The organism is Stutzerimonas stutzeri, from assembly GCF_038561965.1.
Classification (GTDB): domain Bacteria; phylum Pseudomonadota; class Gammaproteobacteria; order Pseudomonadales; family Pseudomonadaceae; genus Stutzerimonas; species Stutzerimonas stutzeri_AA.
In genome coordinates this window covers 1,661,757-1,682,461 of record NZ_CP139348.1, presented here as the reverse complement: position 1 = coordinate 1,682,461, position 20,705 = coordinate 1,661,757, and the positions used below count along the sequence as shown (strand labels likewise).

At 63.5% G+C, this 20,705-nt stretch carries 20 protein-coding genes; 11 read left to right on the top strand and 9 right to left on the bottom strand.

From position 1 onward, the window contains the following. Positions 1–31 precede the first annotated feature (31 nt). The 4 genes from relA to SM130_RS07705 all read right to left on the bottom strand — a co-directional run bounded on the left by relA (position 32) and on the right by SM130_RS07705 (position 5,726). Complete coding sequence (relA, locus tag SM130_RS07720) at positions 32–2,275, bottom strand: GTP diphosphokinase (RefSeq protein ID WP_102823522.1); 2,244 nt, start codon at positions 2,273–2,275, stop codon at positions 32–34. A 105-nt stretch (positions 2,276–2,380) separates the two neighbouring features. Next, on the bottom strand, positions 2,381–3,733 hold the full coding sequence (rlmD, locus tag SM130_RS07715; protein WP_102823521.1) for a 23S rRNA (uracil(1939)-C(5))-methyltransferase RlmD: 1,353 nt from the start codon (positions 3,731–3,733) through the stop codon (positions 2,381–2,383). A gap of 84 nt (positions 3,734–3,817) precedes the next feature. Further along, positions 3,818–4,720, bottom strand: coding sequence for a cysteine synthase CysM (gene cysM / locus SM130_RS07710; protein WP_102823887.1), 903 nt, complete (start codon positions 4,718–4,720; stop codon positions 3,818–3,820). Positions 4,721–4,832: 112 nt separating this feature from the next. Next, the gene (locus SM130_RS07705; RefSeq protein WP_102823520.1) at positions 4,833–5,726 is read right to left on the bottom strand and encodes an HTH-type transcriptional regulator ArgP; all 894 of its coding nucleotides are present in this window, start codon (positions 5,724–5,726) and stop codon (positions 4,833–4,835) included. 140 nt (positions 5,727–5,866) lie between these two features. Between SM130_RS07705 and SM130_RS07700 the strand changes: the two genes are divergently transcribed. From SM130_RS07700 to SM130_RS07680, 5 genes are all read left to right on the top strand, one after another. Further along, complete coding sequence (locus SM130_RS07700) at positions 5,867–6,493, top strand: trimeric intracellular cation channel family protein (protein WP_102823519.1); 627 nt, start codon at positions 5,867–5,869, stop codon at positions 6,491–6,493. Positions 6,494–6,586: 93 nt separating this feature from the next. Further along, on the top strand, positions 6,587–9,343 hold the full coding sequence (locus SM130_RS07695; protein WP_181019207.1) for a response regulator: 2,757 nt from the start codon (positions 6,587–6,589) through the stop codon (positions 9,341–9,343). A gap of 68 nt (positions 9,344–9,411) precedes the next feature. Continuing rightward, positions 9,412–11,394, top strand: a complete 1,983-nt coding sequence (mnmC, locus tag SM130_RS07690) for a bifunctional tRNA (5-methylaminomethyl-2-thiouridine)(34)-methyltransferase MnmD/FAD-dependent 5-carboxymethylaminomethyl-2-thiouridine(34) oxidoreductase MnmC (RefSeq protein WP_102823518.1) — start codon at positions 9,412–9,414, stop codon at positions 11,392–11,394. A 101-nt stretch (positions 11,395–11,495) separates the two neighbouring features. Continuing rightward, a complete protein-coding gene (locus tag SM130_RS07685) occupies positions 11,496–12,053 on the top strand; it encodes a Tll0287-like domain-containing protein (RefSeq protein WP_102823517.1) in 558 nt (185 codons plus the stop codon). Positions 12,054–12,236: 183 nt separating this feature from the next. Next, positions 12,237–12,992, top strand: coding sequence for a sulfite exporter TauE/SafE family protein (locus SM130_RS07680; RefSeq protein WP_102823516.1), 756 nt, complete (start codon positions 12,237–12,239; stop codon positions 12,990–12,992). Here the strand turns inward: SM130_RS07680 and SM130_RS07675 are convergent, their stop codons facing one another. Then, positions 12,993–13,229 (bottom strand): DUF1127 domain-containing protein, encoded by a 237-nt coding sequence (locus SM130_RS07675; RefSeq protein WP_102823885.1) that lies wholly within the window; start codon positions 13,227–13,229, stop codon positions 12,993–12,995. It lies immediately after the preceding gene. 96 nt (positions 13,230–13,325) lie between these two features. Between SM130_RS07675 and SM130_RS07670 the strand changes: the two genes are divergently transcribed. After that, positions 13,326–14,180 (top strand): LysR substrate-binding domain-containing protein, encoded by an 855-nt coding sequence (locus SM130_RS07670; protein ID WP_102823515.1) that lies wholly within the window; start codon positions 13,326–13,328, stop codon positions 14,178–14,180. Between the two features lie 5 nt (positions 14,181–14,185). Here SM130_RS07670 and SM130_RS07665 read toward each other — a convergent pair whose 3' ends face one another. After that, positions 14,186–14,566: a transcriptional regulator gene (locus tag SM130_RS07665; RefSeq protein WP_102823514.1), complete on the bottom strand. Its 381-nt coding sequence runs from the start codon at positions 14,564–14,566 to the stop codon at positions 14,186–14,188. A gap of 143 nt (positions 14,567–14,709) precedes the next feature. On the opposite strand from SM130_RS07665, the gene SM130_RS07660 reads away from it, so the two are divergent. Beyond that, positions 14,710–15,006: a hypothetical protein gene (locus tag SM130_RS07660; RefSeq protein WP_102823513.1), complete on the top strand. Its 297-nt coding sequence runs from the start codon at positions 14,710–14,712 to the stop codon at positions 15,004–15,006. Between the two features lie 16 nt (positions 15,007–15,022). Here the strand turns inward: SM130_RS07660 and SM130_RS07655 are convergent, their stop codons facing one another. After that, entirely contained in the window at positions 15,023–16,354 is a 1,332-nt protein-coding gene (locus SM130_RS07655; RefSeq protein WP_102823884.1) for a DEAD/DEAH box helicase, read from the bottom strand. A gap of 149 nt (positions 16,355–16,503) precedes the next feature. On the opposite strand from SM130_RS07655, the gene SM130_RS07650 reads away from it, so the two are divergent. Then, positions 16,504–16,941, top strand: coding sequence for an anti-virulence regulator CigR family protein (locus SM130_RS07650; protein ID WP_102823512.1), 438 nt, complete (start codon positions 16,504–16,506; stop codon positions 16,939–16,941). A 51-nt stretch (positions 16,942–16,992) separates the two neighbouring features. Here SM130_RS07650 and SM130_RS07645 read toward each other — a convergent pair whose 3' ends face one another. Beyond that, entirely contained in the window at positions 16,993–17,313 is a 321-nt protein-coding gene (locus SM130_RS07645; RefSeq protein WP_102823511.1) for a 3-phosphoglycerate kinase, read from the bottom strand. A gap of 58 nt (positions 17,314–17,371) precedes the next feature. Here SM130_RS07645 and SM130_RS07640 point away from each other — a divergent pair, with 58 nt between their 5' ends. From SM130_RS07640 to SM130_RS07630, 3 genes are all read left to right on the top strand, one after another. Then, on the top strand, positions 17,372–18,280 hold the full coding sequence (locus tag SM130_RS07640) for a LysR family transcriptional regulator (protein WP_102823510.1): 909 nt from the start codon (positions 17,372–17,374) through the stop codon (positions 18,278–18,280). A gap of 28 nt (positions 18,281–18,308) precedes the next feature. Continuing rightward, positions 18,309–18,863, top strand: coding sequence for a peptidylprolyl isomerase (locus tag SM130_RS07635; RefSeq protein WP_102823509.1), 555 nt, complete (start codon positions 18,309–18,311; stop codon positions 18,861–18,863). Positions 18,864–18,959: 96 nt separating this feature from the next. Continuing rightward, positions 18,960–19,382 carry a DUF6306 domain-containing protein gene (locus SM130_RS07630; protein ID WP_102823508.1) on the top strand — a complete coding sequence of 141 codons (423 nt, stop codon included), beginning with the start codon at positions 18,960–18,962 and terminating at the stop codon, positions 19,380–19,382. A 120-nt stretch (positions 19,383–19,502) separates the two neighbouring features. Here the strand turns inward: SM130_RS07630 and SM130_RS07625 are convergent, their stop codons facing one another. Continuing rightward, on the bottom strand, positions 19,503–20,633 hold the full coding sequence (locus SM130_RS07625) for a GNAT family N-acetyltransferase (protein WP_102823883.1): 1,131 nt from the start codon (positions 20,631–20,633) through the stop codon (positions 19,503–19,505). Positions 20,634–20,705 lie beyond the last annotated feature (72 nt).

The following is a 20,705-nucleotide window of genomic DNA, read 5'->3' as shown; positions in this document are numbered from 1 at the left end:
TGGCGACCGGCGCCACCGCCGGCCTTGCGCCTTACGTCGCCCGCTGGCGCTTGGCTTCGATGATATTCGGCAGCTGCGAAATGCGGCTGAGCAAGCGACCCAGGGCATTCAGCCCAGGAATCTCGATGGTCAGCGTCATCTGTGCGGTGCTGTCTTCCTTGTTCGAGCGGGTGTTCATCGACAGCACGTTGATACGCTCGTTGAGCAGCATCTGCGAGATGTCGCGCAACAGGCCGGCGCGGTCGTAGGCGCGGATCATGATTTCCACCGGATAAGTCTTCTCCGGCACCGGACCCCAGCTGACCTGGATGATCCGTTCCGGCTCGCGTCCGGCCAGTTGCAGCACCGACGGGCAGTCCTGGCGATGAATGCTGACGCCACGGCCCTGGGTGATGTAACCGACGATGGGGTCGCCCGGCAGCGGCTGGCAGCAGCCGGCCATCTGCGTCAGCAAGTTGCCGACGCCCTGGATCTGCACGTCCCCGCGCTTGCCTGGCTTGTAAGGCGCCGAGCGGCGCGGAATCAATTCCAGCTGGTCGTAACCACGCTCCGGCTCGACCAGTTGCTGCGCCATGTTGACCAGATGCGCCAAGCGCAGGTCGCCAGCCCCCAGCGCGGCGAACATGTCCTCGGCGCCCTTCAGGTTGGCCTTCTCGGCCAGCTTGTCAAAGTCCACCGGCGGCAGGTCCAGACGGCCCAGTTCGCGCTCCAGCAGTGCCTTGCCGGCGGCGACGTTCTGATCACGGGCCTGCAGCTTGAACCAGTGGACGATCTTCGCCCGCGAGCGCGAGGTGGTGATGTAGCCCAGGTTCGGGTTCAGCCAGTCGCGGCTCGGCGAGCCGTGCTTGCTGGTGATGATCTCCACCTGCTCGCCGGTTTGCAGGCTGTAGTTGAGCGGCACGATGCGCCCGTTGATCTTGGCACCACGGCAGTTGTGGCCGATCTCGGTGTGCACGCGGTAGGCGAAGTCCAGCGGCGTCGCGCCCTTGGGCAGGTCGATGGCGTGGCCATCCGGGGTGAATACATAGACCCGATCCGGCTCGATATCCACTCGCAGCTGATCGGCCAGGCCGCCGATATCGCCGAGTTCTTCATGCCACTCGAGCACCTGACGTAGCCAGGCGATCTTTTCCTCGTAATGGTCGGAGCCGGAATTGACGTCGGTGCCCTTGTAACGCCAATGCGCGCAGACGCCCAGCTCGGCCTCTTCGTGCATCGCCTGGGTGCGGATCTGCACCTCCAACACCTTGCCCTCCGGCCCGATCACGGCAGTGTGCAGCGAGCGGTAACCGTTTTCCTTGGGGTTGGCGATGTAGTCGTCGAATTCCTTGGGAATGTGCCGCCACAGGGTGTGCACGATACCCAGCGCGGTGTAGCAATCACGGACTTCCGGCACCAGCACGCGAACGGCGCGAACGTCGTAGATCTGACTGAACTGCAGACCCTTCTTCTGCATTTTCCGCCAGATGGAATAGATGTGTTTGGCGCGCCCGTCGATGTCGGGCTGGATACCGGTGGCGGTCAGCTCGTCCTTGAGCTGCTGCACGACGTTCTGGATGTACTGTTCGCGATCGAGGCGACGCTCGTGCAGCAATTGAGCGATCTGCTTGTACTGCTCGGGCTCGAGGTAGCGGAAGGACAGATCCTCCAGTTCCCACTTGATATGACCGATGCCCAGACGATGAGCCAGTGGCGCGTAGATATCGAAGACTTCGCGGGCAACCCGCTGGCGCTTCTCATCGTCGGCCAGTTTGACGGCGCGAATGGCGCAGGTCCGTTCGGCCAGCTTGATCAGCGCGACGCGCACGTCGTCGACCATGGCCACGAGCATCTTGCGCAGATTTTCCACCTGCGCCTGGGAGCCGAGCACCAGGGATTCACGAGAATTGAGACTGGCGCTGATCGCTGCCATGCGCAGCACGCCTTCGACCAGCTTGGCTACCACCGCGCCAAAACGCTGGTTTACATCGGCCAGCTGAATCTTGCCTTCACGTACGCCACGGTAGATTACGGCTGCAACCAGGCTGTCTTGATCGAGTTTGAGGTCGGCCAATATCTCGGCGATCTCGAGGCCGATCTGGTAGCTGGAGGTACCTTCACTCCAGAGATTCTGCGCCGCGTTGGCCTGCTGTTCCGCCTCGCGGGCGAACTCGCAGGCTTCTTTCAAGGCCGCGCGGTCGAGTGCCGGGTCCATCCCCAACACATGATCGAGCCAGCCATCCAGGTTGATACTGCCGTCCGTATTGATCGGCTGAAGCGCTCTGACCTGTACCATCTAACCTTCCCTTCTGCGCAGCAGCTGCGCCATGAACGCCGACATTCTGTGTGCCGGTCGGTTGAACCACAGGCAAGTCGCCTGTCAAGAATGCAGCTTCGAGCGCTAACCCCGCTCGAACAACGCCATGGCCTCAACGTGGGCGGTTTGCGGGAACATATCCAGCACACCCGCACGCTTCAGACGATATCCCTGGCTGGCCAGCTCGCGCGCATCGCGCGCCAGGGTGGCCGGATTGCATGAAACATAGACCACGCGCTGGGCCTTCAGCATCGACATTTGTCGAACGATTTCCAGCGCACCGTCGCGTGGCGGATCGAGCAGTACCGCGGCGAACCCTTTGCCTGCCCAGGGGGCATCGGCAAGCGGCTTCGACAAGTCGGCCCGATAAAAGTGCGCGTATTCCAAGCTATTGTGGCGGGCGTTCTCCTGTGCCCGCGCCACCATCGCCTCGACCCCCTCCGCACCAGTCACCTGGGCGCCGCTGCGCGCCAGCGGCAGGCTGAAGTTGCCCAGCCCGCAGAACAGGTCGAGTACGCGTTCATCCTTGCCCGCTGCCAGCCACGCCAGTGCCTGTGCGACCATCGCATCGTTGACCGGCGCGTTGACCTGAACGAAGTCGCCTGGTCGCCACGCCAGCTCCAGATCCCAAGCCTCCAGTCGGTAGCCCAGCGTAGCCGCGGGATCGTCCGCTTGTGGCTCGCCTTCACCCTGCCACCAGAGCTGCGTCCGATTGGCACTAGCGAAGCTGCGCAAGCGTGCTACGTCTACTTCCGGCAAGGCTGCGGTATGGCGAACCAGCACCGCCTCCGCCGTGCCGCTGAACAGCTCTATATGGCCGATCGCCTGTGGCTTGCTCAGATCACGCAGTGCCGTCAGCAATGCCGGCAGCAGCGATTGCAAGGGCTGTACCAGAACCGGGCACTGCTCGATTGAGACGATCTCCTGGCTGGAACTGGCGCGAAACCCGATGTCCAGCTGCTTGCTCTTGACGTCCCAGCGCACCGCCAGCCGAGCGCGACGGCGATAGCCGAAGGCTGGGCCAACCAGCGGCTCAGCCCAGGATTCCGGCTGCAGATCGGCCAAACGGCTGAGCTGCTCGCTGAGCGCGTGCTGTTTGAGCGCCAGCTGATCGGCAATAGGGGCATGCTGCAGGTTGCAGCCGCCACACAGACGGGCATGCGGGCAGGGTTCGACCTGCCGCTGCGCACTGGCCTGGAGCACGCGCTCGCAGCGCGCCTCGACGATCTGGCTACGTGCGGACAGCACACGCGCCTCGACCTCTTCGCCAGGCAATGCGCCTTCGACGAACCAGGTGCGCCCTTCGACGAAGGCAATGCCGCGCCCGTCATTGGCCAGCCGTTGGATATTCAGACGCTGCTTCTTGCCGATCGGCACCTGGGGCTTGCGCTCGCCACCGCTGGGTTGAAAGCGCAGAGCGCCGCTACGTTTGGCCATCAGCTGGAACCTGCGCTGTTCTGTTCGTTGGGGATGTCATGGGCGACGCAATGCGGCGCATGGAGCGCGCCGCTGATGAGCCAGTCAATTGGGCGCGTCATACACGCCGGTCGAGAGATAGCGGTCGCCGCGGTCGCAGATGATCGCCACGATCACCGCGTTCTCGACCTCCTGCGACAGGCGCAGCGCCGCGGCCACGGAACCACCGGAGGACACACCGCAAAAGATGCCCTCTTCGCGGGCAAGGCGACGCATCACCTGCTCGGCTTCGGCCTGCGACATGTCGACGACGCGGTCGACACGCTCGGCCTGGTAGATCTTCGGCAGGTACTCCTGGGGCCAGCGGCGGATGCCGGGGATAGCCGCGCCTTCCATCGGCTGCAGGCCGATGATCTGCACGTCCGGGTTCCGCTCCTTGAGGTAGCGCGAAACGCCCATGATCGTACCGGTGGTCCCCATCGAGCTGATGAAATGAGTGATGTTGCCCTGGGTTTGCTCCCAGAGTTCCGGCCCGGTGCTGTTGTAGTGCGCCTCGGGGTTGTCACCGTTGGCGAACTGATCGAGCACCTTGCCGCGACCTTCGGCTTGCATCTTCAACGCCAGATCACGGGCACCTTCCATGCCCTGCTCCTTGCTGACCAGGATCAGTTCGGCGCCATAGGCGGTCATCGCCGCCTTGCGCTCGGCCGTGGAGTTGTCCGGCATGATCAGGATCATCCGGTAACCCTTGATCGCCGCCGCCATGGCCAGGGCAATCCCGGTGTTGCCGGAGGTCGCCTCGATAAGGGTGTCGCCCGGCTGAATGTCGCCGCGCACCTCGGCGCGGTTGATCATCGACAGTGCCGGACGATCCTTGACCGAGCCGGCCGGATTGTTGCCTTCGAGCTTGACCAGAATAATGTTACTGGTCTTACCCGGTATCCGCTGCAGACGAACCAGCGGGGTGTTGCCGATGCAATCGGCAATGGTCGGATAGTGTGTAGTCATGGCGTCGCACGGCATCTGAAGAGGTGGCCATGATACCGGCAACGCTCGACGACGGGCAGACCGTCTCGGCTGACCGGCAGCACTTCGGACGCATAGCGCGTTCCCGGCCTGGCTAGGGCCGCGCAAGAATCTTCGGTGCCGCCTCGATAATCTGCCGCGAAAGGTGCTCCATGCGCGGCGATTGCACCTTCCAGGTATGCCAGTACAGCGCGATTTCCAGCGGCTCGTCGGGCGCCAGGTCGACCACCTCAGCGGCGCTCAGCGCATCATGCAGCAACAGTTCGGGCACCATGCCGTAACCCAGGCCGTAGCGAATCGCGCTGAAGTGCGGCTCGGCACCTGGGACGAAATGGCAGGGATAAGCACCCTCCGGCAGTCCGAAGCGGCGCAGCAGGAAGGATGACTGCAGGGTGTCCTTGCGCGTGTAGGCGACCACCGGCGCCCTGCGTGCGGCATTGCGGGTCAGCCCGTTGGCGAAGTGCTTGGCGCGGAACTCGCTCGATGCCACCAAACGGTAGCGCATGCTGCCCAACGGGCTCGCCGTGCAGCCGCGCATGGGCTTGGGTTCGGTACTGATACAACCGATAGCCAGGCCCGTTTCCAGCAGGCTGTAGGTGTGATCCTGGTCCTCGACGGTGAGGTCCAGCAATACCCGCTCGCGGATCAGCACCTCGGCCAGCGCCGGAAAGAACCAGGTTCCCAGGCTGTCGGCATTGAGTGCCGCGACCACTACCAGCGGCGCATCGCTGCGCTCGGCAAGGTCCGCCAGCAGATCAGCCTCGAGCAAGGTGGCGCGCTTGAGGTACTGCAGCAGGCGCTGGCCGGTTTCGGTAGGCCGGCAGGGTCGGCTGCGTACCACCAGCGCGCTGCCCAGCGCACTCTCCAGTGCGCGCACCCGCTGGGAGATAGCCGGAGGCGTCAGGTGCAGGCGCTGCGCAGCCTGTTCGAAGCTGCCAGTACGGATAACCGTGCGAAACGCTTCGGTCTGCTTCGGATCGAGATTCATGCGAGCCACTGATTAAGAAAATGTTTGGATGGCCTAAAAATACTTAGCCACGACAAATTAAGCCATCGTTGCTCCATAATCGCGCATCCCAAGCTGCAGCGCCCCACAGGCGTGCAGCCTAGCCCGTCCGGAGTACCGTCGTGGAATTGCTGCACACCATCTACCTGATTGCCATCATGGCCGAAGCCATGTCCGGCGCCATCATGGGCATGCGCCGGGGCATGGACCTGTTCGGCATCTGCCTGCTCGGCACCGTGACGGCACTGGGTGGCGGCACCGCACGCGACGTGCTGCTTGGCCATTACCCGGTCGGCTGGATTGCCCATCCGGAATACCTCACCTTCACCATCGGCGCGGCGATCGTCACCGGCTTCATCGCCCGCCACCTGCATCACCTGCGCATGGTGTTCCTGCTGGTGGATGGTCTCGGCCTGGTGGCATTCACCGTGATCGGCTGCGACGTAGCGATGGGCATGGGTGCGCACCCGTCCATCGTGGTGCTGGCCGGCGTGATCACCGGGATCTTCGGTGGGCTGATGCGTGACGTACTCTGCAACCAGGTGCCAATGGTCCTGCAGCGTGAGCTCTACGCTACCGTGGCGTTGTTCACCGGCGTGTTCTACATGGGCATGCTGTGGCTGGAGATCAACACCACCCTTGCCACGTTGACCGCGCTGGGCAGCGGCTTCCTGTTCCGAGTGCTGGCCATGACCTTCCACTGGAAGCTGCCCGACTTCAACGGCAAGGAGATTCGCGGCCTGGACTGACGGGCGCGGCATCAAGGCTTGATCTGGCGTGCAGATTCCACCGGGCCGAGCCGCTACACTAGCGCGCTGCAACCCAGGATCGGTGGACGGACTGTGCTGAAAGACCTAGGAATTCGTGGCCGCGTGCTGATGCTGACGCTGCTGCCAAGCACCCTGCTGGCAGTAGTGCTCGGAGCCTACTTCACCTGGATGCAGCTGTCCGAGATGCGCCATCAGCTCGACGAGCGTGGCCAACTGATTGCCGAGCAGCTCGCCCCGCTCGCCGCACCGGCGATGAACCTGGGCTATGACAAGCGCCTGCAGCGCATCCTGACTCAAGTGCTGGACCAGGCCGACGTCCGTGCGGTGACCATCCTCGATCCCGAACGCACCCAGCGCGTTCACGCCGGCCCACGCATGCTGACGCCGCCGCCTCCGGGCGATCCGGAAGGCCTGACCCGGGTCAGCAGCATGGATCACACACGCATTCTGATGCCGGTGCTCAGCCGCCACCTCAACCTCGCCGACGAAACGCGCGGCCCGGAGGAGAAGCTGATCGGCTGGCTGGAACTCGAACTGTCGCATCACAACACCCTGCTGCGCGGCTACCGCAGCCTGCTGACCAGCCTGTTTCTGGTTGGTGCGGGCTTGATCATCACGGCCCTGCTGGCGCTGCGCATGAGTCGCGCCATCAGCCTGCCGCTACAGCGTGTGAAAGCCGCCGTCGCACAGCTCAAGGATGGCCATCTGGAGACCCGCTTGCAGCCGTTGGGCAGCCACGAAATGGACGAGCTCGCTTCCGGCATCAATCGCATGGCCGAAGCATTGCTCAGCGCCCGCGAAGAGCTGCAGCAGAGCATCGACCAGGCCACCGAGGATGTGCAGCAGAATCTGGAAACCATCGAGATCCAGAACATCGAACTGGACCTGGCGCGCAAGGAGGCTCTGGAGGCCAGCCGGATCAAGTCCGAGTTTCTCGCCAACATGAGCCACGAGATCCGCACCCCGCTCAACGGTATCCTCGGCTTCACTCAGCTACTGCAGAAAAGCGACCTCACGCCACGCCAGCAGGATTACCTGGGCACGATCGAGCAGTCCGCAGACAGCCTGCTCGGGATCATCAACGAGATTCTTGATTTCTCGAAGATCGAGGCGGGCAAGCTGGTGCTCGACAGCATTCCGCTCAACCTGCGCGACCTCATCGAAGACACCCTGACCATCCTTGCGCCGTCGGCGCATACCAAGCACCTGGAGCTGGTCAGCCTGGTCTACCGCGACACGCCGCTGTCACTGCTGGGCGATCCGCTGCGCCTCAAGCAGGTGCTGACCAATCTGATCAGCAACGCCATCAAGTTCACCAACGAAGGCACCATCGCCGTACGCGCCATGGTCGAGGACGACAATGCCGATCGGGCCCAGCTGCGCATCAGCGTGCAGGACACCGGCATCGGCCTGACCGATCAGGATCTGCGAGCGCTGTTCCAGGCCTTTAGCCAGGCGGATAACTCCATCTCGCGCCAGCCCGGCGGCACTGGGCTCGGGCTGGTCATTTCCAAGCGCCTGATCGAGCAGATGGGCGGCGAGATCGGCGTCGACAGCATTCCCGACGAAGGCTCGGAGTTCTGGATCAGCCTCAGCCTGCCGAAGGCACGAGATGACATCGAAGACCTGCCGCACCCTGCCCTGCAAGGGCGCCGCATCGCGCTGCTCGAACAGCACCCGCTGGCGCGCCAGGCCTTGCAGCACCAACTGGAAAGTCTCGGCCTCGAAGTACACACCTTCGATACGCTCGATCAGATGCAGGCAGCGATCGGCGAGCAACGCCAAAGCAGCCAGCTCATCGACCTCGCCGTGCTCGGCGTGACCGGTCGCGAAATCGAGCCGGACGCACTCAGCCGACGACTGATGGAAATCGAGGCGCTCGGCTGCAAATGCGTGGTGCTGTGCCCGACTACCGAGCAGGCCCACTACCACGACTCACTGCCGGAGGTGCACAGCTATACACAGCTGCAGGGCAAGCCGGCCTGCACGCGCAAGTTGCAGCGGGTGCTGGTGGAACTGGTGCGGCCGAATCAGGTTTACACCGAGCCTGCGATTCCGGTGCCCAGCCGCGCCGCGCGCGTACTGTGCGTAGATGACAATCCGGCCAACCTGCTGCTGGTAAAGACGCTGCTGGGCGACATGGGCGCCGAGGTCATCGCGGTGGACAACGGGCTCGCTGCGCTGGAGGCGGTCAAGCAGCACACATTCGACCTTGCGCTGATGGACGTGCAGATGCCCGGCATGGACGGCCGGCAAACCACCGAAGCCATCCGGCACTGGGAACACACCAGCGGGAGCACGCCGCTGCCAATCATCGCCTTGACCGCGCATGCGCTGGCCAACGAGAAACGCTCGCTACTGCAAAGCGGTATGGACGATTACCTGACCAAGCCGATCAGCGACCGGCAGCTGGCCCAGGTGGTGCTGAAGTGGACCGGCCTTGCCTTGCGCAGCCAGCCGCAACGTGTTGCGGAGCCGACATCGCAGCCCAACCCGAACCTGAAAGTCCTCGATGAGGAAGAGGGACTGCGCCTGGCTGCCGGCAAGGCCGATCTTGCCGAGGATATGCTCGGCATGCTGTTGCAATCGCTCGAAGGTGATCGCCGGACCATCCGCGAAGCCAGGCAGGCGAATGATCGTCAGGCACTGATCGAACGCGTGCACCGGCTGCACGGCGCGACCCGTTATTGCGGCGTGCCGCAGCTGCGCAATGCTTGTCAGCAGAGCGAGACGCTGCTCAAGCAAAACCACCCGGACAGCGAGACCGCGCTGGACGAACTGGACGCAGCCATCGAACGCCTGGAGCAGGAAATCCAGCTCGACGGCTGATCGAGCGCACCGGGCGTCAGTACGCTCGGTAGACCCCGTCGCGTTGCCCCGCCCATTCAGGAACCACCATGAACGACCGCTCTGCCTCCGATGCCTTCCTGCACGCCGAACTCGACTGGGACGAAAACGGCCTGCCGCAATCGCGCCAGTACGGCGACGTGTATTTCTCCCGCGCCAGTGGGCTCGCCGAAACCGAACACGTGTTTCTCGCGCAGAACGAATTGGCTCAGCGCTTCGCCGCGCTGCAGCGCAACCAGCATCTGGTGATCGGCGAAACCGGCTTCGGTACGGGCCTGAATTTCCTCTGCGCCTGGCAGCTGTTCGAGCGCACCGCCGATAATCAGGCGCGCCTGCATTTCGTCAGCGTCGAGAAACATCCACTAAGCCGCGACGACATGCAGCGCGCGCTCGCACTGTGGCCGGAGCTGCAGCCGCAAGCGGAAGTGCTGCTGCAACAATACGTCGCGCTGAACCCGGGGTTCCAACGCTTCGTCTTTGCCGGCGGACGCGTGGTGCTGACCCTGCTGATCGGCGACGTGCTCGCTTGCCTGCCCAGTCTGGATGCGCGGGTCGACGCCTGGTTTCTCGACGGCTTCGCCCCCGCAAAGAATCCCCAGATGTGGCAGCCGGCGCTGTTCGCCGAGCTGGCCAGGCTGTCCGCACCCGGAGCCACGCTGGGCACCTTTACCAGCGCCGGCTTCGTCCGCCGCGGCCTGATCGAGGCCGGCTTCGACATGCAACGGGTGCCCGGTTTTGGCCACAAGCGCGAGATTCTGCGCGGGCGCCTGCATGCCGCGCCTGCCAGCGTTTCGGACAGACCCTGGTTCGCTCGGCCGAACCAACTGGCGTCAGAGCGTCATGCAGTCGTGATCGGCGCCGGCCTTGCTGGATGCGCAACGGCCGCATCGCTGGCTGCCCGGGGCTGGCGGGTAAGCGTGCTGGAGCGGCATGCCGAGGCCGCTCAAGAAGGCTCCGGCAACCCTCAGGGCGTGCTCTACCTCAAGCTATCGGCACACGGCACTGCGCTGTCGCGGCTGGTAGTCAGCGGCTTCAGCTACACACGGCGACTGCTTGCCAACCTGCAAGCGGGCCAGGACTGGCAGGCATGTGGCGTCCTGCAGCTGTGTTATGACGACAAGGAGCGCGAACGCCAGGCCGAGCTGGCGGCGGCCTTCCCTGCCTCACTGGTCCATCCGCTATCGCGCGACGCGGCTGAAGCGCTAGCGGGAGTGGCACTGGCCGAGGGTGGCCTGTTCTATCCCGACGCCGGCTGGGCCCATCCGCCCGCCCTGTGCCGCTGGTTGCTGCAGCAGCCGGGCATCGAGCTGCTGCAGCATCGCGAAGCCCTCGAGTTGCAGCGCAACGGCCAATCCTGGCAAGTATTGGCTGGCGAAGAGGTACTGGCCGAGGCGCCAGTGGTGGTGCTCGCAGGCGCCGCGGACGCTGCCCGTTTCAGCCAGAGCGAATGGCTGCCGCTCAAGCGCATACGCGGGCAGATCTCCTGCTTGCCGGCCAATGTCGAGAGCGGCCAGTTGCGCACCGTGCTCTGTGCCAAGGGTTACGTCGCGCCACCACGCGACGGCACACACACCCTTGGCGCAAGCTTCAACTTCCAGCAGACCGACGATGCTCCAAGCGTCGCCGAACATCAGGCGAACCTGGAAATGCTCGAGCAGATCTCGTCCGACCTGTATCAGCGCCTCCAGGCAGACCCGCAGCAAACCGATTCGCTGCAAGGGCGCGTCGCATTCCGCTGCACCAGTCCGGATTACCTGCCAATGATTGGTCCGCTGGCCGAACCCCGGGCCTTCGCCGAAACATACGCGGCGCTGGGCAAGAATGCGCGGCAGTCCCAGCAGGCGCCCTGCCCCTGGCTGGATGGGCTATACGTCAACACCGCCCACGGCTCGCGCGGCATGATCAGCGCACCGCTGTCCGGCGAACTGTTGGCAGCCTGGCTGAATGACGAACCGCTGCCGCTGCCGCGGGAAGTGGCCGAAGCCTGCCACCCAAATCGCTTTCTGCTGCGCAAGCTGATTCGCGGCAGCTGAGAAGCAGCCCTCTCAAGCGTCGTTTTGCTGCAGCGGCTTGCATCATCGCACACGCCCAACGGATACTCCCCCCCCTATACAAATGAGCATGCGGAGATCCTATGAAACCACTGTCCCTACTTGCCCTTGGCTTGTTCGCACTCGGCGCCGACGCAGGTTCCGCGCCGGATAGCGAACAATTGCGCAACGAAGCCGCCGGTTTGATCCCGCCGTTCCAGCAGCAATTGCTCGGTACGGTGAAACAGGCAGTGGCCGACGGCGGCCCGGCCAAGGCAGTCGAAGCCTGCCAATCGCTCGCGCCAAGCATCGCCGAGCAGCACAGCCAGGCGCCCTGGAAAGTCGTTCGTACGGCGCTCAAGCTACGTAACCCGGACAACGCCCCGGACGCCTGGGAGCGTTCGGTGCTGCAACAGTTCGCCCAGCGCGCCGCGGCCGGCGAGCCGATACAGCAGATCAAGCACGCCGAGGTCGTCGATGGTCAGTACCGTTACATGCAAGCCATCGGCACCGCGGAACCCTGCCTGGGCTGTCACGGCGAGAAGATCAAACCAGAGCTGCTGAGCCTGCTCGACCAACATTATCCGCAGGACCAGGCGCGGGGTTTCCGCGAGGGCGAACTGCGTGGCGCCTTCACCCTCAGCCGTCCCCTGACGCCCTGACCCGCCTCGCTCCGTGGCGATGATGGCGTGATACCGTCTCGGTTCGCTGCGCATGGTTGGGAACACGCGCTGGCGTGAACGTACCAACGTCATGAATGGCGATCCTGCTGACAGACGGAGCATCGAATTGAACCCGGCGATACCAAACAACCTACCCGCCGGCCCGATTGGCATTTACGCCTGATGGACATACTACTGCTGGAAGCACTGGGCATCGGCCTGGTACTCGGGCTGCTGCTCGGACTGACCGGTGCCGGTGGCTCGCTGGTTGCGCTGCCGCTGCTGCTCAGCCTGCACCTGCCTCTGCGTGATGCCATTGGTGTCAGCCTCGGCGCGGTCGCCATGTCTGCACTGATCGGAGCGATTCCCCGTGCGCGCCTCGGCCAGGTCGCCTGGCGCCCGGTCATGCTGCTGGCCATATGCGGCCTGCCGGGCAATGCGGCCGGTCAATGGCTTGGGCAGTTCATTCCGGAACGCGGGCTGATCATCGGTTTCTGCCTGCTGGTGCTGTGGTCGGCGTGGCGCATGTGGCGCGGCGCCAGCCTGCCGGCGAAGGAGAACGTCGACGACCATCAACTGGCGCTGCTGGGTATCGGCGTAGGCGTCGGCCTGTTGTCCGGGCTGATGGGTGTTGGCGGTGGTTTCCTCATCGTGCCGGCGCTGCTCTGGTTCACCTCGTTGTCACTGCTAAGCGCCATGGCCACGTCGATGGCAGTAATCGCCGTAGTCAGCGGCGGCGGTTTCCTACTCTACCTCACCGACGCCGAACCACCGCTGCCGCTGCTCGGCGGGCTGGCGCTCGGCGGTGCCATCGGCGTGCTGGCAGGCAATCACCTGGCGCAGTACCTCAACAGCAGCCTGCTGCAACGGCTGTTCGCGCTGATGCTGGTAATCGTAAGCCTGTCGCTGGGCGTACAGAAGTTGCTACTGGGGCACTGATCAGCGCTGCGCTGGTTCATCCCAGAACGGCCTGTTCACTTCCCGTTCGATATCAGCGCGGCTGCGACCGATGTCCTTGAGCATCTCGTCACTGAGGCTCGCCAGTTGTCGCCGTTGACGCGCCAATTGGTTCCAGCGCTGCAGCGTTCGCCACGTCCGGGAAAACAATGCGGCCACAGACGCGTGTGCTGCCTTGGGTAAATGGAACCTGTGCGAAGCCAGTTTCTGCGTATTCATCACGGCACCCTCCTGTTGGATTGCCGCCAGTCTCACGCCGGGTTTAAGATCAATCCAACGAATGTTCCTGATGCCATGCATCTCGAGGATTGATGAATGGCCAACTTCCCGAATATCGATACCGAGCTACTACGCAGCTTTGTCGCCATTGCCGATCATGGCGGCTTTACCCGCGCCGCGGCTGCGGTGAACCGCACCCAGTCGGCCGTAAGCATGCAGATGAAGCGCCTGGAAGAGGACGTGTTGCAGCGCCCACTATTCGAGCGCAATGGCCGACAAGTCAGGCTTACGGCCGAGGGACAGATACTGCTGGGCTACGCACGGCGGATTCTCAAGCTGCACGGTGAGGTGATGACCACGCTACGCCAGCCGCACATGGTTGGCGCCGTGCGCATCGGCACGCCGGATGACTACGTCATGCGCTTTCTGCCCGGAATTCTTGCGCGCTTCGCCCAGGCGTATCCGCTGGTGCAGGTCGAGGTGCATTGCGAACCATCGAGCCAGCTGTTGCAGCGGCGCGACCTGGACCTGAGCATCGTGACGCGCGAGCCAGGCACCGAGATCGGCCAGCTACTGCGCCAGGAACACGTTGTCTGGGCGGCCGCCCCGGGCTTCAATCTGCACGAGCATCGCCCCTTGCCGCTGGCCACGTTCAACACCGATTGTTTCTGCCGCGCCTGGGTGTGCAACGCATTGGATGCAAGGGAGATCGAATACCGGATCGCCTACACCAGCCCCAGCCTTTCGGCGATCATGGCCGTGGTCGGCGCTGGCCTGGCGCTGACTGCGCAACTGCAGAGCCTGATCCCTGCAGAGCTGCAGATACTCGGCGAAGCGGAAGGGCTACCTCGGCTGCCGCAGAGCAGCATCGTGCTGCTGCGCAATCCGCAGCAGCAGTCGCCCGTCAGCGAAACGCTCGCCGGTTATATCGTCGATGGCTTTCGTCTGTAAGCAGATCAAGCACGGCCGGCGGCCATCTCATCGAACACCTCCGGCACCAAGGCCGCTTCGCCCTTGTCGGCCAGGCGTTGACGCTGCCCTACATCCTGCTGGTTATCGAGGATCGCCAGCAAGCGTGTGCCACGCTCGGTGAGGACGAAATTCTCGCCATTGCCGCCCTGCTCTTCAGGTCGCGCCACGATGAAGCCGCCTTCGAAAAGCAGGCTCTCGTAATCGGCCGCCTCGGCGCGCAGGCTGTCCAGATTGGGCATTGGCTGACCGTCACTTTCCATCTGCGCGGCATGCTCCTCGGCATAGCGGCGCGGCTTGAAGCTGTCGTTACCGCTAGTTTGCACTTCGTGAAGCAGGCGCTGGATCAGATCCCAGTTGTAGCTCATGGCCATTCTCCCGTGACGTTTGCACGCCCCAGAAACGAGGCGCCTGTGCATACCGACCGTTTCCGGTGCCACGGGGTTCGCCGCTGAACTAAAGCGGCTGCGCTGTGATCCACCGTTCAGACCGACTGAGCGAGGAACAAGCCATGAAAATGCTGACGATCACCCTGACCGCCGCCCTGCTGGCCAGCCCTGCCGTGCACGCGGCCTGCACCACCGACGAGGTGAACGCCAAGGCCGAGCAGCTGGCCCAGCGCGTCAATGAGCTCACTGAGAGCGATCCGCATCGCGCCAAGGAAATAAACGAAGAGATTCGCCAGATGGAAGCCAAACGCACCGCCGACCAACTGGGCGACGAGTGCGAGGCCTACGACAAACGCCTGAAGCAGATCGAAAAAGCCGAGCGCAAGGCCGACATTCCGCCGGCCGAAACGCAACGCTGAGCCAGCCGGTCGGCGGTCACTCGGCCGTCGGCTTCTTGCGCTTGAGCGGCGCCATGCCGTCTTGACTCACCACCGGTGATGGGGCTTCTCGCTTGGCGTTCTTGGGACGCTTGGCGGTGGGCTTGGCCTTCTTCTTGTCATCTTTCTTCTTGTCGTCCTTTTTCTTCTTCGGGCCGGCCGCCTTACCGGAGGCCTTGAGGTTCTTCGGCCCCATGTAGCTACCCTTCAGGCCCTTGACCACCCGATGCTCGAAGCGCTGCTTGAGGTAGCGCTCGATGCTCGACATCAGGTTCCAGTCGTTGTGGCAGATCAGCGAGATCGCCAGCCCCTCGGCGCCAGCGCGCCCGGTACGACCGATGCGGTGCACGTATTCGTCGCCGGAGCGCGGCATATCGAAGTTGATCACCAGATCCAGGCCTTCGATGTCCAAGCCGCGGGCCGCGACATCGGTCGCAACCAGCACCTTGACGCCGCCTTCCTTGACCCGGTCGATAGCCAGCTTGCGGTCCTTCTGGTCCTTGTCACCGTGCAGCACGAACGCCTTCACGCCTTCGGCCACCAGGCGCCCATACAGGCGGTCAGCCTGCACGCGGGTGTTGGTGAAGATGACCGCCTTCTTGTAGGTTTCGTTGGCGAGCAGCCAGTGCACCAGCTTTTCCTTATGCTCGGTGTTCTCGGCGGTAATGATCTGCTGGCGGGTGCCTTCGTTGAGTTCGCTGACACGGTTGAGCTGCAGGTGCAGCGGGTCGCGCAACACGCTGGCGGTCATTTCCCGCAGCGCGGCGCCGCCGCTGGTCGCCGAGAACAGCAGCGTCTGCTGACGCTTGGCGCACTCGCCCACAAGACGCTGCACGTCCTCGGCGAAGCCCATGTCGAGCATGCGGTCGGCTTCATCGAGGATCAGCATCTCTACGTCCTTGAGAATCAGCGTACCGGCGTTCAGGTGCTCGATCATCCGGCCCGGTGTACCGATGAGGATATCCGGCACCTTACGCATTACAGCGGCCTGAACCTTGAAATCTTCGCCGCCGGTGATCATTGCCGACTTGATGAAGGTGAACTGCGAAAAGCGCTCGACCTCTTTGAGCGTCTGCTGCGCCAGTTCCCGGGTCGGAAGCAGAATCAGCGCGCGTACGTCGGTGCGCACCACGGCATCGCCGATCAGTCGATTGAGCATCGGCAGGACAAACGCAGCCGTCTTGCCGCTGCCGGTCTGTGCCGTCACGCGCAGGTCACGCCCTTCCAGCGCCGGCGGGATCGCCGCCACCTGCACCGGGGTCGGCTCGACGAATTTGAGTTCGGCGACGGCCTTGAGCAGGCGTTCGTGCAGGGCGAATTGGTCAAACAAGGGAACTACCTCGGAGGTCGAAAAAAACGATGGCATAGGTTAACCCGTATGCAGGGCAAAGGCGCGTTCTGTAACAGCCGGCATGTTTTCCGCGGAAAACACAGGCTAAGCTGAGAAAAGCGAAGCGGCTTAATGCCCAGGAGGTTCACATGATCTCAAAGAAGCGAGTAGCGCTGCTGGCCAGCACACTTTCACTGGCGCTGTACGCCATCACAGGTGCGGCACAGCCGAACAACGATCATCCCGGCAACAAGGGCAAGGCCGACCGCGGCGATGGATACCCGTCCAAATCGCAACAGACTTATCGCCACCACGAGCCGGCGGTCGATCTCGGAGCCGTCCGTATCACCCTGCGCAACCATCGCGACCTGTTGGCGCCAGCAGCCTCTTTGCCGCCGGGAATCCAGAAGAATCTGGCACGGGGTAAACCGCTACCTCCGGGTATTGCCAAGAAGATGGACAGCCGCCTGCTGGGTCGTCTGCCGCGCTATGACGGCTACGAGTGGAAACAGATTGGCCGCGACGTGATCCTAGTCGCCATCGCAACGGGCATCGTCTACGAGATTCTGGAGAACATTCTGGATTGACCCCACAGCGCGCCGCTCAGCAATTACTCCGGCGGCGGCATGGCTGTGCGCTTATTGTGGCTCGCAGGTCAGCTTGACGCGAAGGCGGATCACGTCGCGCTTGAACTTCGACGTCAGCGCCTTTCGCTCACCCGGCTGCACTTCCGTGCGCCGGGTACGGGGCGCTTCCGGACCATTCTGGAATACCGCCGTGCACACCGCGGCCGTTTCCCCGTAATTGAGCAGCAGCAACGCCGCCAGGTCGCGGTCGATGGCCTGCGGAGTGACATTGATATCCGCGCCGTTGAGCTGCTGATCGACATCTATTGGATAAGTCGTCGCGTTGGCGGTAAGCGGTAACAGGGCAAAGAGCAGGTAACCGATTGTTTTCATTTGACGTGGGCTCCTCGATGGAGCGGCCAGCGTAACAGACCCTAAAGGAAGCGAAGGAATGAAAGTGCCCCGTGTGACCCTCGATCAGTGGCGCACTCTGCAGGCGGTCATCGATCACGGCGGCTTTGCTCAGGCGGCCGAAGCACTGCATCGGTCGCAATCCTCGGTCAGCTATACCGTGGCGCGCATGCAGGAACAGCTCGGCGTGCCGCTGCTGCGTATCGATGGCCGCAAAGCGGTGCTGACCGAAGCGGGCGAAGTACTTCTACGACGCTCCCGGCAGCTGGTTACCCAGGCCAGCCAGCTGGAGGAACTGGCGCATCACATGGAACAGGGCTGGGAAGCCGAAGTGCGGCTAGTGGTCGATGCAGCCTACCCGAGCGCCAAACTGATCCAAGCCCTCAGTGAGTTCATGCCGAAGAGCCGCGGCTGCAGGATTCGCCTGCGCGAGGAAGTGCTCTCCGGCGTCGAGGAGGTACTGAAAGACGGCACCGCGGACCTGGCGATCAGCGGCCTGGACATTACCGGTTATCTGGGCAGCGAACTCAGCACCGTGGAGTTCGTCGCCGTCGCCCATGCTGATCACGCGCTCCATCAGCTGGGACGCAAACTCAGCGTCCAGGATCTGCAGGGCCAGATGCAGATCGTGGTGCGCGACACCGGCCTGCGCCAACCGCGCGATGCCGGATGGCTGGGAGCAGAGCAACGCTGGACAGTCGGCAGCCTGGCAACTTCGGTGGCGTTCGTCAGCAGCGGCCTGGGCTTCGCCTGGCTGCCACGCCACCTGATCGGCCGCGAGCTGGCCGAAGGCGTGCTCAAGCCGCTGCCATTGGTCCAAGGCAGCATTCGCCGCCCCTCTTTCTATCTCTACACTAACCACGACAAACCGCTCGGGCCGGCTACCCGGATTCTCATCGAGCTGATCAAGACGTACGATGCCGGGCAGGCCACCCCTCTGGCCGGCTGACAGCTTCCCCAACATCAGGAAATCCATCATGTTGAAACGCATCGCCCTCGCCGCCTGTACCATTCTGCTGACCGGCAATTTGTTCGCCGCGGAAAACCCTCGCGTGCTGCTGACCACCAGCCTGGGTGAGATCGAGCTGGAGCTCGAAGCAGAAAAGGCGCCGATCAGCGTCGAGAACTTCATCGGCTACGTGGAAAGCGGATTTTATGACGGCACCGTATTCCACCGCGTCATCCCGGGCTTCATGGTCCAGGGCGGCGGCTTCGGCGAAGGTCTGAACCAGAAGCCCACCAAGGCGCCGATCAAGAACGAGGCGGACAACGGCCTGCACAACGTGCGCGGCACTGTCGCCATGGCTCGCACACAGAACGTGAACTCGGCGACCAGCCAGTTCTTCATCAACCATCGCGACAACGATTTTCTCGACAACGGCAGCCGCGACTTCGGCTACGCAGTGTTCGCCAAGGTCGTGCGCGGCATGGACGTAGTCGACCAGATCGCCCAGGTACCTACCGCCAATCGCGCCATGATGCAGAACGTCCCGCTGACGCCGGTGAAGATCATCACCGCGAAAAAACTCTGATCCCCGAGGGGCCGGTTCGCCGGCCCTTCTCATTTACGGCGGCACTTACCAGGCGCCGCCATCGAGCGAAACCCTCAACCGACAGGAGATCGCGACATGACTAGCCCACAAAGCCCGCTGAACACACCGGAAGGCGAAGCCCAACTGCTGCAAGACCTGCTCAGTGCCGAGCGCGCCGGCGCCAAGGTAGCCGGTGATTCCTTGCAGCAGCGATGCACCGTGGAGCAACGGCAGCTGCTCGAGCAGATCCGCCAGGGAGAAATCGAGAGTTGCAAGCTGCTGCTCAACTGCCTGCAGCACCTGGGTCTTGAGCCCAACAAGGACACCGGCGCCTTCTACGGCAAGGCGATGTCCATCCAGTCACTGGACGAGCGCCTGCCCTTCGTCGACAAAGGCCAGCTGTGGGTGATTCGCAAGCTGCGCGAGTATCTGCCTGGCTGCCAGGACCCGCTATTGCGCAGCGAGCTGGAGAGAATGCTGCGGATTCACGAGGAAAACAGCGCCGCGTCACACGAGTGAACCGCTACGCGCTGCGTTCGACCAGAGCTGACAGCCCATTGAAAACACGTACTAGCGATAGCGGGACCAGGCAAACACCGCCGGTCCCCCGGCAGCGCCGGTAAGTCTTGCCCCAGCCGGCTAATCGCCGGCCTGCCGATACGGCAGCGCCTCGCGCGCCGCCTCTGCATATGCCAGCACGCCCACCCGCTCCTGCTGCAGGAAATCCGTCACTGCCGCGCGCAAGCCGGGATGCTGCAGATAATGCCAAGAACGGGTGATGACCGGCTCGAAACCGCGAATGAGCTTGTGCTCACCCTGCGCACCGGCATCGAAACGCTGCAGTCCGCCGGCGATGGCCTGGTCAATGCCCTGATAGAAACAGGTCTCGAAGTGCAGCCGATCGAACTCCGCCAGGCAGCCCCAGTAGCGGCCGTACAAGCCGTACTCGTTGCACAGGCTGAAGGCCATGGCCACTGGCCGTGGGCCTTGCAGGGCCAGGACCACACGGACTGCCTGCGGCATGCGCTCGGCCAACAGGCTGAAGAACTGTCGGGTCAGATACGGCGCCTGGCCGCGAACCTGATAGGTGTTGGCGTAGCAGGCATAGACGAAATCCCATTCCGCCTCGCTGAGCTGATGCCCTTCACGCCAGTCGAACGTGATGCCCTGTCCAGCCACCTGCTCACGCTCCTTGCGCAGCTGCTTGCGCTTGCGCGAGGTCAGCGCATCGAGAAAATCCTGAAAGTCGCGATAACCACGGTTGTGCCAATGAAATTGGCAGCCAATGCGCTCCAGCCAACCATCTCGCCCCGCCAGTAACTGATCGGCCTGTGGTTCGGTGAAGTTCACGTGCAGGCTCGACAGCCCTTGCGTCTCCAACCCATCGGTCAGCACATCGAGCAGCTCGGCTGCCGCTTGCACGTCACCCAGCAGGCGGCCGCCGGTGACCGGGGTAAAAGGCACTGCGCAGAGCAGCTTGGGGTAGTAGCCGATGCCGGCCCGCTGGCAGGCATCCGCCCAGGCCCAGTCGAACACGTATTCACCGTAGGAGTGGTTCTTGCGATAAAGCGGCAATGCCGCCTGCAACGCGCCCTGTTCGTCGCGCAACACAACATGGGCCGGCTGCCAGCCGCTGCGCCCGCCGACGCTGCCGCTGTCTTCCAGCGATGAGAGGAATGCGTGACGAAGAAAGGGCTGGGAGTCGGTCAGCAAGGCGTCCCATGCAGCGGGCGCGAGTTCGGCGAGGCGGTGTACGGTCTGAATAGGCATGCGCGCAGTCTGGCCTGTCACGCGGACGAAAAAAAGCCCCGCCTAGGCGGGGCTCAATGGAGCATCACGGAT